This window comes from Alteromonas sp. D210916BOD_24 (assembly GCF_047159385.1).
Classification (GTDB): Bacteria; Pseudomonadota; Gammaproteobacteria; order Enterobacterales; family Alteromonadaceae; genus Alteromonas.
The window spans coordinates 1,578,734-1,591,145 of the sequence record NZ_AP038333.1 but is presented as its reverse complement, the minus strand read 5'-3'; the positions used below and the strand labels follow the sequence as shown (position 1 = coordinate 1,591,145).

Sequence of the window (12,412 nt, the reverse complement as noted above, 5' to 3'; positions counted from 1 at the left end):
ACCATAGTTTTTTCTCTAACTTCCCGTTAACATCACATTAATAACAGTGAAATAACGGGAATATCATGACGCTAGAAAACCTTACCGCGATTGTTACCGGCGGTTGTTCAGGACTTGGCCACGCTACCGCTATTGCCCTTCGCAATGCAGGTGCAAACGTAAGCCTTTTCGATTTAAACGAAGAAGTGGGTGCGCAACGGGTAGAAGAGCTGGGTCAAGCACACACCCTTTTTACCAAAGTAGATGTGCGCGACGAAGCGCAAGTTCAAGCCGCAATTGACGCAACCAACAACAAGTTTGGTTCGATTTCACTATTGGTTAACTGCGCGGGAATTGCACCGGCTAAACGGTTACTTGATAGAGAAGGTAACCCTGCCCCACTTGGCGACTTTCAAAAAACCATCGATATTAACCTTGTCGGTAGCTTCAATGTGTCACGCTTAGTGGCGGCGACCATGGCTAAACAAACGCCATTAAATGACGATGGCGAGCGCGGCCTTATCGTTAATACCGCGTCGGTAGCTGGCTATGAAGGGCAAATCGGTCAAACCGCTTACGCAGCAAGTAAAGGTGGTATTATTGGCCTTACCCTTCCAATGGCACGTGATTTAGCCCCGCTTGGTATTCGGGTCAATACTATTGCTCCCGGTGTAATGGGTACGCCAATGCTACTTGCTATGCCTGAAAAAGTTCAAGATGCACTTAGTGCCAATGTTCAATTTCCGAAACGTTTAGGGTTACCTGAAGAGTTTGCCAAATTAGTCATCCACATGGCGAAAAACAGCTACTTAAACGGTGAAACCATCCGCCTGGACGGTGCTTTGCGTATGCCGCCAAAATGAGTGGCGTATGAGCAATTTTAGTGGAAACAAGTTCCACATAGATTGATGCGCAAGTGCGGGTTCACACTGTTAAACTTGAACCCGCAAGCTCCACTATTGAGGAAATAGGTGAACGGCTAATCAAACAAAGTAGCCATTCTAAGCAGAAACTTATGGTTTATACCCATATGCCATTAATAATCGACGGCATTAAAATCTAGTCTTTATCGGTCGCGAAGAAAAAATTTACTATGCCTCTAAGTGTGGCTGTCATCACGCCGGACGCGACATCATCTTTCAATTCGCTACTCACGTCTTTGTCTCTGTTAGGACTGCGCGCTTCCCTTCTTTCAGCACTGTGTATTGCACCCTCAAAGAAATCGTCCACCGGATCACTACCTGAGGTACTAGCGCACCCTGACGACAAAACAATTAAAATTAGAATTGAAACACTCTTGAGCTTCGTCAAACGTCTTTTCCTTATAAGAAGCGAACAAACTTCGGCGATTGAATGCACGCACAACCCTTTTTTAAAGGTTCGTAGGTTAATTCCATACCCAAAACATTCGAATATTATTAATTAATAACAATATGTATTTTGAGCATAACCTTAAAATAATAATTCTGAGATAGAAAGAGGGATAAGACAACAGATTCAATTTATGTCTAAGCGCTGTAATCCTTTTTAGTAACAACCCGCATTAAGTTAGAAAAGTGATTAGTAGCACAGTGACTAAAAACTGATCTCCACTACAGTATACATTTTAGCGCTTTAACCGAATACTCAGTGTGTGCACTAAGGCACGTACATATAGGGAGATTAGTATGACCGAATTAACTGATGATGAAATTTGTGATGTATCAGGCGCATCGTTGGAAATACATTGCTGTTCTATCGATTTAGGGATATTTACCGTTAAGTGGGATGTCTTTGTTTTAGATGTCGGAGCGAGTTTAGCCGTAAACTACGGTGATAACTTCCAGTCGGCGTATAACAGGCTATAAATGTAATGACAGTGTTTCTAGCATTGACTGTCGTGGTAGTGTACGTGACAGTCCTTTGGCTAAGTATTAGTGCTGTAATAGTTGGCTACCGCCATATTGGCATGTCACTGTTAACAACGGTGGCATTGTTTTTTTCACTTACTGTATTAATTAGCTTTTTCGCACCTTCGTCACGGGTACTACTAAGCAGCACCGCTTACTTGAACGTTTTCTTACTTGGCTTTAATGAAGAGCTTTTGAAAGGGTTTTGTTTGTTTTTATTTTGCGGTCACGTGCTGACACATAAACACCTTTGCAAAGACATGTTAAAAACGGCCATTTGGCCTTTTGTTCTAGTGATATCGTTAGTAGAGACAACTCGCCTGTTTGCCCAGCCCCTTATTTTTATAACAATTGAACTGTCAGAGCTATTGTCTTTTACACTGGCAAATGAAGTAAAACAAACCAATCGTTTTTTCACTCCCATTGGCACATTGTTGCTCGCATCAACAGCGTTAACTCGAATTGCCATTCACTTTTTTCTGTGTTGGTTGTTTATTTGGTCATGGAAACGCAATAAAAAATTGAGCGCGCTTTGTTTCGCACTAGTCCACGGCTGTATAAACATTGTTATGTTACATATAGCGCTACACAGCAAAACCCCTGTTGACCATATAATTGCAATGGGTATCGCGTATATGATCATTGCCACGAGTCTAAGCATTATTGCCATTCGTTTACGAAACCATTCGTTAACAGAGATAAGCGCCTGTAAACAGAGGCAGAACACGTTTTCACTTATTAATTAACAATGATGCCATAGCAATAGGTAAATGGATGAGGTGAATGGCAAGTTGTTAATGTATGGGTACCCCTGCGAATTGGTGACGAACAAAAACGATAGAAAACGATGCAACAACCGATTCTATTAAGGTTTTACAGTGCTTTTATGAACACAATAGGGAAAGAGTGTGTAGAGCAATAGCGAAACAACATAAGTAAAGCCCGCCAACGAATACTTTGATTCGATATACGCTGTTAAGGTTAACTCTCTTAGCCAAACAACCAGCGATAGTTCAATGGCTAGCAGATAAAATAACGCCAATACACCCACCACAATAAATTTTACAGAGGTCAATTTACCCACTGCCAAACGCACTATAAAACGGGAAGTTAAAAAGCTTACCAGTATCATTATTGGGGCTTCTGCTATTTCTGCTTGTGTTTCGCCTATATAGGGAACCACAAATAACACTCTTATGGCACCAAAAACAAACCCAAACGAAAATACAATGCCAAAATAGAGTAAAGAATACTTCAAGATGTATTTCATCGCGTTTTCGCTTTGGGTTAGGTTATTTCACTCTTTTATACAACTGACTTGCCTGCTATGTAAAAGCGGCGATAAAACAGCCATTACCGGCTATTATTCACCATCACCGCCGTTCACCATTAACGATATATTATACAAGCGGTTTACCGCATGGTAGTTAATTGTGTTTTTCGGGTAACGCCCTTTACTGCTGAGTTTACCCGCCTCTTGTTCCATTAAAATAGTTAACGCATCATCCACTGTTTCAACCGTATAAATGTGGAATAACCCTTTTTTAACTGCATCGACAATGGTGGCATCCAGCACAAGGTTTATCACGTTTGATTTTGGAATAATTACGCCTTGGGTGCCAGTTAGACCGCGGTGCTGGCACAAGTCAAAAAAGCCTTCAATTTTTTCGTTTACACCGCCTACCGCCTGCACTTCACCGTATTGGTTGATAGAGCCGGTAATCGCCAGTGTTTGTAAGCACGGAATTTCGGTCAACGCAGAAATCAGTGCCACCAATTCGCCCAGTGATGCGCTATCGCCGTCTATATGACCATATGACTGTTCCAGGGCAATATTGGCAGATAAGGTTAATGGGAAATGTTGGGCGTATTTGTTGCCCAGATAACCATTAAGTAACATGACCCCTTTTGAGTGAATGGGTTGCCCCAACTCTACTTCTCGTTCGATATCAACGACACCACTGGCTCCCGCAAATACGGTCGAAGTGATCCTGGCTGGTGTACCAAATGCGGTATCACCTATATCCAATACGGTAAGGCCATTTACTTTACCTACCGCTTTGCCTTCGGTGGCAATTAAAACATGCCCTTCTTTTATGTCGTTTAGTAACGCCTGACTAACCCGGCCTGTACGACGTTTTTTAGCATTAAGTGCGGTTTTTAAGTGGTCGTGCTCTAAAATTTCAGCGTTGGCTTTTTTACAGAAATAAAACGCCTCGTTGACCAACTCAATCACTTCAGCAAAGTGGGCCGAGAGCTTTTCTTTGTGCTCAGCCATGCGTAATGAATATTCTACAAGGCGACACATGGCATTCGCTGTAATGCCTTTTAACCCTAACTCGGCTAGGTGAGAGCGCACTTTGCCAACAAAGTCGAACAGTGCTTGGCGGGTGACAGGAATTTCCATGTCAAAATCAACCAACACGCGGAATAGTTCATCAAACTCATCGTCGTAGTCTTGCAGGGTGTAATACAAATCACGTGAACCCAACAGTACTATTTTTACACTTAAATCGATGGGTTGAGGATTAAGGGTAATGTTATTGACCATTCCCACATCTTGCTGAGGCAGATCCATGCGCAGTCGCGTTGACTTTATGGCCAGCTTTAATGTGTCCCACACGTAGGGCTGTTCGATAAGTTGATCGACATCTAACAATAAATAACCGCCATTGGCACGGTGTAATGCACCGGGTTGGATCATGCGATAATTGGTAAACACACTGCCGTGTATATTGGTATATTCAATTTTGCCGAAAAGATTTTGGTAGGTTGGGTTTGGCTCATAAATAACGGGTGCCGCATCATCCAATTTATTCGACACCAGTACATTCGGCAAAAATTGCTCTTCTAAAAAAATCTTTTTATCGAAGTCGTCGCTTTTCTCTTCTTTTTGCTCTTCGTTGTGTATGACCAACACGGCATTGACCAGTGCCGTTTTAACCTGTTTGAGGTACTTCATTACACCAAGATCAGCGGCGTATTTGTGCTCTAATACCTTAATAAGGGGTTTTATGCCTTGTTCAGCGGTCTTATTATCAAGCTCGCGCAGGCGTTCTGAGTTCTCCCGTTTCCATGTGGGCAGGCTCAGTAGACTTTCACTTAAACGGTTTTCTAACTCGTCTATAAGTAGGTAAAACTCCTGCCGCTCTTTATCGCTAAACGCGGCAAATTCAGTATCACTAATGGGCTTGCCATCGATAATAGGCGAGAAGGTTATCGACCCGCCCTCTTCATACAATGCCACGTCATTAGCTTGTGCATAGCGTTCTACGGCGTCGATGGCCGCTTCATATTTTTGTTCGAAATCCCGAGAAATCGTTGCGCGACGGCGCTGATATCCCGGGTTGTCAAACGCAATAGGCAGAGAATCGAGGACATCGTCAATTAGCGACGCCATATCTTTTTGAAATGCTTTGCCCCCACCCGGCGGAAATCGCAGCGCAACAGGCTCGCGTTCTTCATCAAAATTATTGATGTAACACCAATCGTCCGGCGCGGTCGATTGCGCAACCTGCCGCTCAATGTAGTCTTTCACCAGCGTAAAACGCCCCGTCGCAGGCTCACCCATTACGTAAAGGTTGTATCCCTTCGTATTGATACCCAATCCAAACGTCAGCGCTTCTCTCGCGCGTTCTTGTCCGATAAAGGTGGCACTTAACGCTTCAGCATCTTTTAAAGCGCTATTGATTGCTCTGCGATTAATCGTGGGTGTAAGGGCATCTACCCCTAACGAGTAATGAGTGGTGTCTACAGACATGCTATTCTATCGTTGTTACTTTGAGGTAAGTGAACCGCTTATTAGCATGCGTGTCAAACGCTTATCCGCTTTAAGGGCGCTTTACAGCGTTAATTGCACAAGATTTCGTCAGCCTATGTGCGCTTGCCGTCAGTCAATTACAATATCACGTAGCGCAGTAAAAAGTGACTGTATACCCTTTATTGTGCCATGCTACTCTTATCTTAACTTTTATCGCCACTAGACAAGCACACATCATGAAAACGACAACCTACCTATCCTTAGCACTGGTTATGCTATCAACGCTTATTGCTCCTATTACGCATGCCAAAGTGAACTATGTTAACAACGCAGGTTTTTCCGTTACTAATGAAAGCGAGAGCAAAGCGTCTGTAGAAGTGGTTTACTCCCATTTTATACAACACATCGATATGTGGTGGCCTAAAGATCACACTTGGTGGGAAGGCACGTTAAATATTGATGAAAATGCAGGTGGGTGTTTTTGTGAAACACACAATAATGCCAGTGCGGCTCACATGATCATAAGCTATGTTGAACCCAACAAAAAAGTGGTGATGACCGGTGGGTTGGGTCCATTACAGGAAATGGGCATATTCGGTGCACTCACGTGGCAGTTTAGTCCTAAAGACAATCCTACTGAAGGCACGCGGGTAACAATGACCTACCACGCTTCTGGCACTATTCATTTTAACGGTGCTCAGGCAACTGAAAAAGACGCGGCTGACTTGGTTCAGGTTATCGACAAAGTGCAATTACAGCAACTTAATGCGTTAACCCATTTTAGTGACGTTAATTAACGGCTAAAATAATCACGACCACCCAAATATGCTCACTTTTCCAGCAAGCAGCAATAAAAATAGCCTAACAGCGCCTGAAGCTATTGAGACAACGCTTAGCGCTGGGGTATTCTATTGGGCTATATGTATGTTCGATCGGACAATATTGTCGCTTTAAATGCATTTTTTAATGCCCAGACTAACACAATGCCGATAGAGAAACGTTTTAACTCTTAATGCGGAAGCCTAAGTTTCATGGCCGATAATCAGTACAACCCAAAAGAAATAGAACAACGCGTTCAGCAATACTGGGAAGATAACCAATCTTTCAAGGCAGACGATAATGTAGACAAAGAAAAGTTCTACTGCCTGTCAATGTTCCCCTATCCAAGTGGTCGACTCCACATGGGTCACGTGCGCAACTATACCATTGGTGATGTGGTTAGCCGTTACCAGCGTATGCAGGGCAAGAACGTATTGCAACCAATGGGTTGGGACGCTTTTGGCCTTCCTGCTGAAAATGCCGCTATCAACAACAATACTGCACCGGCAAAGTGGACATACTCCAACATTGACTATATGAAGACCCAGTTGCGCTCATTGGGCTTTGGATATGATTGGGATCGCGAAGTCACCACTTGTAAATCAGATTACTATCGCTGGGAGCAATGGTTCTTCACTCGCCTTTACGAAAAAGGCTTGGTTTACAAGAAAAACTCTACCGTAAACTGGGATCCAGTTGACCAGACAGTATTGGCAAATGAACAGGTTATCGACGGTCGTGGATGGCGCTCTGGTGCATTGGTTGAGCAAAAAGAGATCCCACAATGGTTTATCAAAATCACTGATTACGCAGAAGAACTGTTAAGTGATTTAGAACAGCTTGAAGAATGGCCTGACCAAGTACGTGCCATGCAGGCCAACTGGATTGGCCGTTCAGAAGGGGTAGAAATTACCTTTAAACTTGCTGCACAAGTCAATGACATAGCTGATTTAACCGTATACACAACCCGCCCAGATACCTTCTATGGCGTAACCTATGTTGCAGTTGCCGCACAGCACCCGCTTGCTGAATTTGCCGCTCAGTCTAATCCTGAGCTAGCTGCGTTTATTGATGAATGCAAAAACACCAAGGTTGCAGAGGCTGAATTAGCCACCATGGAGAAAAAGGGATGTGCCACAGGCATTGACGTTATTCACCCGTTAACCGGTGAAAAGCTACCTCTTTGGGTCGCTAACTTTGTCTTGATGGATTATGGCTCTGGTGCCGTGATGGCCGTACCAGGGCACGATCAGCGCGATTGGGAATTTGCCACTAAGTACGATTTACCTATCAAACAGGTTATTGCACCACAAGCGGGTGATGAAGATAAGTGTGACCTAAGCGCATCGGCATTTACGGAGAAAGGAAGCCTAATCAATTCTGATAAGTTTAATGGTTTAGACTTTGATGGGGCATTCAATGGCATTGCCGACGCACTGGAACAAGATGGATGCGGTAAGCGTAAAGTTAATTATCGTCTGCGCGACTGGGGTGTAAGCCGTCAGCGTTATTGGGGCGCACCTATTCCAATGCTCAATCTGGAAAATGGCGAATCGGTTCCAGTCCCTGCCGATCAGCTGCCTGTGGTACTGCCAGAAGATGTCGAAATGAACGGCGTCACTTCACCTATTAAAGCTGACCCAGAGTGGGCTAAAACCACATACAACGGTGAACCCGCCCTGCGTGAAACAGATACTTTCGATACCTTTATGGAGTCATCGTGGTATTACGCGCGCTACGCGTGTGCAACAAATAGCGATGCCATGCTCGACCCAACATCGGCTAACTACTGGCTGCCAGTTGATCAGTACATAGGTGGTATCGAACACGCTATTTTGCACCTTCTTTACTCGCGCTTTTTCCACAAGCTACTACGCGACGAAGGGCTAGTTAACTCTGACGAACCGTTTAAACGTTTGTTGTGTCAGGGCATGGTACTGGCAGACTCGTATTACCGCGAAGACGCCTCAGGTAAAAAGACCTGGTATTCACCTACCGAAGTGTCCACTGAAAAAGATGACAAAGGTCGCATTGTAAAAGCGTGGCTTGATGCTGACGGTGAAGAAGTACTCCACGGTGGCATGACCAAAATGTCTAAGTCGAAAAACAACGGTATTGATCCACAGGAAGTTATCGACCAGTACGGTGCCGACACTGTGCGTTTATTTACCATGTTTGCCGCGCCACCAGAGCAAACCCTTGAATGGGTTGATTCTGGCGTTGAAGGCGCGCACCGCTTCTTACGTCGTATCTGGAAATTGGTGTCTGAACATATCGAAAATGGTACGCCTGCCCCGCTTGACGTTAAGGCACTGACTAAAGATCAGCAGGCGCTGCGTCGTGAAGTACATAAAACCATCGAAAAAGTCACCGATGACCTTGGACGTAGACAAACGTTCAATACCGCTGTAGCCGCTATTATGGAGTTGTTAAACCACCTTCAAAAAGCGCCGCAACAAGACCCTCAGGACATTGCGATTATGCGCGAAGCGGTTGAGTCTGTATTGTTGTTACTTAACCCAATTACGCCGCACATCGCCCACGAATTATGGAAGGTGTTGGGCCATGAACAAGATATTGATGTGGCACCGTGGCCAACGGCAGACAAAGCCGCCCTTGTCGAAGATGAAAAACTCATCATTGTTCAGGTAAACGGCAAAGTAAGAGCCAAAATGACCATAGCGGCAGATGCCAGCAAAGAAACCATTGAGCAAGCAGCAAAAGAACAGCCCAACGTTCAGCAGTTTATTGATGGCAAAACTATCCGCAAAGTCATTGTTGTTCCTGGCAAGCTCGTCAACATTGTTGCTAACTAGGAATAATATGATGAAAAAGTACTTTCAGTTCGCTGCCGTTTTGATGGGTATTACGTTACTATTCGGTTGTGGGTTTCATCTTAGAAGTGGCCCTAGCCTGCCTGACAACATCAACACAGTAGCAATAGAAAGTGCACGAGCGCATGCGCCTTTAGCGCGCGCGCTCGATAAACATTTAAATGTATATGGCCTAAATGCTGTCGACAAAGACAGTCAAGTAGCTTCTAACAGCGTCCACATTTATTTATTGCCTGAAAAACTCGATAGACAGTTATTGTCGGTTTACCCTTCTGGTCAGGTGGCTGAATACGAACTGATTTATGTGGTGCGTTACCGGGTACAATTTCCCGGTAAAGAAGCGTTGATGGCACAGTTTGAAGTAGTTCGGGATTATCAAGACGATCCGGATCAGGTATTGGCAAAATCCCGTGAACTGGATTTGATGCTAAATGAAATGCGCGACGAAGCGGCTGACATCATCATACGACGACTGTCGAGCCAAGCGGTTTCCGCACAAGCTATTTCTGCAGTAGATGCCAAGTAGATTATTACTTTTCTATGCAGATTTATCCCAATCAATTCCAACAAGACATCAATAAACAATTGCGCCCTTGCTATTTGGTATTTGGCGATGAACCGCAGCAAAAATTTGATGTCATCGAACAAATTCGCACACATGCCAAGACTCAGGGCTTTGTTGAACGAACCGTTTTGGTTGCGGAGACTGGTTTTTCGTGGAATCAGTTAATCGAAGCTACGCAAAGTATGTCGTTGTTTTCCAGTCAGCAATTTATTGAATTGGAATTACCCACTGGCAAACCTGGTGCCGAAGGCAGCAAAATCCTTCAGGAAGTCGCCGCTGCGCTCAACCCTGATATTTTGTTATTAGTGCATGGCCCTAAAATTGGTAAGGATGTACAAAAAGGTAAATGGTTTAAAGTACTCGACGAACTGGGTGCGTCAGTTTTATGTTACCCCCTTGAAGGTAAGCAGCTGAGCAGCTGGATAAGTCAACAATTGCAAACCCATGCCCTTTCAGTCTCACCCATTGGGGTTAAAATGATTGCCGATTTCTGTGAAGGCAACATGTTGGCAGCCAAGCAAGAAATAGACAAACTTGCCCTGCTCTACCCCGCTAAGACGATATCTGATGAGCAGATTGAACACGCCATGGTGGATCAATCCCGTTACAACGTTTTTCAGTTGGTCGATGTGATGCTAAGCGGTGAAAATACCCGCTGCATCAAGATGTTGTATCGCCTGGAAAGCGAAGGTCTCGAGCCCAACATTGTCATATGGGCACTTATCCGCGAGTGGGAACAATTGTGGAAGCTCAAACAGGCACAACAAGCGCGTCAACCCATTCAATGGCAAAAATTCGGTATCTGGCGTAATCGTCAGGGGTACTATCAACAAGCTCTCAATCGACTGACAGTGCCACAATTAGAACATATTCAGCAGGCCTTAACTAAAGCCGATCACGCTTTTAAGCAAAATGTCATTGCACGACCTTATGTAGAGCTATGTCATTTGTGCATGATGTTTATGGGTGTTGATCTGCGCAACGTGCCCCTGCTGGAATCGTAAACGTGGGGATTAAAGCCATTTTGGGTGGGACCTTTAATCCACCGCATACCGGCCATATTAATGCTGCGCTAGCGGCAGCTGACGTACTTAATATACATCGCGTTTATCTGATGCCCTGTAAATTACCACCACACAAGGCGGTATCGGTGTCTGAAGCGCATCGGGTAGCAATGATTGAGCTGTGCTGTCAGGAGAATAACCGGTTACACCCCGAGTTGATTGAATTATCCCTTCCAGCGCCTTCATACACAGTGAAAACCCTACGGGCGATGCGCCAACAAAGCCAAGATACAATCTGTTTTTTCATTGGCGCGGATTCACTGTATAATCTGGATAAATGGTACGAGTGGGAACAGTTGCTGGATTACTGTCATCTTGTTGTTATGCGCCGTGATGGAGAGACTTTTAGTCCCCCTAACGCGGTAAAATTGTGGCTAGAAAAACACAAAGCGCATGATATTAGCGTTATAAATGCGCGTAAGAACGGGGCAGTACTGCTGATTGATACCCCACTTTATTCGATTTCATCTACTGAGATCCGCAATGCAATGACGCAAACGAGTGCTACCGACATCACGACTTCAAGTGATTGGGTACCTGGTAGCGTTTTAAATTACATTAAAGAGCATCAGTTATATAAAAGTTAAGTTAGTGAGGAAAACACTTGGAGAGTCAACAGCTCAAACAGTTTATATTAGACAAGATAGACGATATGAAAGCCCGTGATGTCATTGAATTAGACGTACGTGGCAAATCTACTATTACTGATACCATGATAATTTGCTCTGGTAATTCAAAACGTCACGTATCTTCTATTGCCGAAAACGTAATGGTAGAAGCCAAAAACGCAGGGCACGCGCCAAGTAGCGTAGAAGGAAAGGAAACTGGCGAATGGGTGCTTGTGGACTTTGGCGATGTTATTTTACATGTCATGCAAGACGAAACGCGCGACTTCTATCAACTAGAAAAGTTGTGGTCGTAAACGCTATAACAGATTGGTATAAATAACCTATCATTCTGTTTTGATGTGACTGTTTTACTTTGCAAAACAGTCACTCAATATAGCAAAGAAGATGTATAGGATAGTGTAGTGCGTATACAAATTGTCGCAGTAGGAACCAAAATGCCCAGTTGGGTGGCCGCTGGAGTGGACGAATTTATTCGCCGTTTTCCAAGCGACATGCCGGTCAGTTTCACCGAAATTCCTGCCGGCAAACGCGGTAAAAACGCCGACATTAAACGCATTTTAGAAAAAGAAGGCGAGCAAATGCTTGCTGCCATCCCTAAAGGAAACCGCATAGTAACGCTAGAGGTAACGGGGAAACCTTGGGACACGCCCACACTCGCTAAGCAGTTAGACAACTGGAAAATGGACGGACGAGATGTCAGTCTGTTAATTGGCGGGCCTGAAGGTCTTGCGCCCGAATGTATTGCCGCGTCAGAACAAAAATGGTCTTTATCGGCGCTCACACTTCCCCACCCCTTAGTGCGGATAATTTTAACCGAAAGCCTTTATCGCGCTTGGTCGGTTACTCAAAATCACCCTTACCACAGAGAATAGA

The 12,412-nt window shown here is 44.5% G+C and carries 13 protein-coding genes; 10 read left to right on the top strand and 3 right to left on the bottom strand.

Features of this window, described 5'->3' with window-relative positions; translation table 11 throughout:
- The first annotated feature begins 65 nt into the window (after positions 1-65).
- Positions 66-842: a 3-hydroxyacyl-CoA dehydrogenase gene (locus ACMCM8_RS06915; RefSeq protein WP_412726792.1), complete on the top strand. Its 777-nt coding sequence runs from the start codon at positions 66-68 to the stop codon at positions 840-842.
- Between the two features lie 196 nt (positions 843-1,038).
- Here ACMCM8_RS06915 and ACMCM8_RS06910 read toward each other — a convergent pair whose 3' ends face one another.
- Positions 1,039-1,290 (bottom strand): hypothetical protein, encoded by a 252-nt coding sequence (locus tag ACMCM8_RS06910; protein WP_412726790.1) that lies wholly within the window; start codon positions 1,288-1,290, stop codon positions 1,039-1,041.
- 356 nt (positions 1,291-1,646) lie between these two features.
- On the opposite strand from ACMCM8_RS06910, the gene ACMCM8_RS06905 reads away from it, so the two are divergent.
- Positions 1,647-1,826, top strand: coding sequence for a hypothetical protein (locus tag ACMCM8_RS06905; RefSeq protein ID WP_412726788.1), 180 nt, complete (start codon positions 1,647-1,649; stop codon positions 1,824-1,826).
- 5 nt (positions 1,827-1,831) lie between these two features.
- Entirely contained in the window at positions 1,832-2,614 is a 783-nt protein-coding gene (locus tag ACMCM8_RS06900; protein WP_412726786.1) for a hypothetical protein, read from the top strand.
- 119 nt (positions 2,615-2,733) lie between these two features.
- On the opposite strand, the gene ACMCM8_RS06895 is transcribed toward ACMCM8_RS06900, so the two are convergent.
- Both ACMCM8_RS06895 and ACMCM8_RS06890 read right to left on the bottom strand, forming a co-directional pair.
- Positions 2,734-3,138: a hypothetical protein gene (locus tag ACMCM8_RS06895; protein ID WP_412726784.1), complete on the bottom strand. Its 405-nt coding sequence runs from the start codon at positions 3,136-3,138 to the stop codon at positions 2,734-2,736.
- A gap of 93 nt (positions 3,139-3,231) precedes the next feature.
- Positions 3,232-5,628, bottom strand: coding sequence for a Lon protease family protein (locus ACMCM8_RS06890; protein ID WP_412726782.1), 2,397 nt, complete (start codon positions 5,626-5,628; stop codon positions 3,232-3,234).
- Positions 5,629-5,864: 236 nt separating this feature from the next.
- Here ACMCM8_RS06890 and ACMCM8_RS06885 point away from each other — a divergent pair, with 236 nt between their 5' ends.
- The 7 genes from ACMCM8_RS06885 (at position 5,865) to rlmH (ending at position 12,411) form a co-directional block, all read left to right on the top strand.
- Entirely contained in the window at positions 5,865-6,425 is a 561-nt protein-coding gene (locus ACMCM8_RS06885; RefSeq protein WP_412726780.1) for a hypothetical protein, read from the top strand.
- 234 nt (positions 6,426-6,659) lie between these two features.
- A complete protein-coding gene (leuS, locus tag ACMCM8_RS06880) occupies positions 6,660-9,263 on the top strand; it encodes a leucine--tRNA ligase (protein ID WP_412726778.1) in 2,604 nt (867 codons plus the stop codon).
- Positions 9,264-9,273: 10 nt separating this feature from the next.
- On the top strand, positions 9,274-9,807 hold the full coding sequence (gene lptE, locus ACMCM8_RS06875) for an LPS assembly lipoprotein LptE (protein WP_412727642.1): 534 nt from the start codon (positions 9,274-9,276) through the stop codon (positions 9,805-9,807).
- 14 nt (positions 9,808-9,821) lie between these two features.
- A complete protein-coding gene (holA, locus tag ACMCM8_RS06870) occupies positions 9,822-10,850 on the top strand; it encodes a DNA polymerase III subunit delta (RefSeq protein ID WP_412726776.1) in 1,029 nt (342 codons plus the stop codon).
- A gap of 2 nt (positions 10,851-10,852) precedes the next feature.
- On the top strand, positions 10,853-11,497 hold the full coding sequence (gene nadD, locus ACMCM8_RS06865) for a nicotinate-nucleotide adenylyltransferase (protein WP_412726774.1): 645 nt from the start codon (positions 10,853-10,855) through the stop codon (positions 11,495-11,497).
- A 17-nt stretch (positions 11,498-11,514) separates the two neighbouring features.
- A complete protein-coding gene (gene rsfS / locus ACMCM8_RS06860) occupies positions 11,515-11,832 on the top strand; it encodes a ribosome silencing factor (protein ID WP_412726772.1) in 318 nt (105 codons plus the stop codon).
- 108 nt (positions 11,833-11,940) lie between these two features.
- Complete coding sequence (gene rlmH / locus ACMCM8_RS06855; protein ID WP_412726770.1) at positions 11,941-12,411, top strand: 23S rRNA (pseudouridine(1915)-N(3))-methyltransferase RlmH; 471 nt, start codon at positions 11,941-11,943, stop codon at positions 12,409-12,411.
- The last annotated feature ends 1 nt before the right edge of the window (position 12,412 follow it).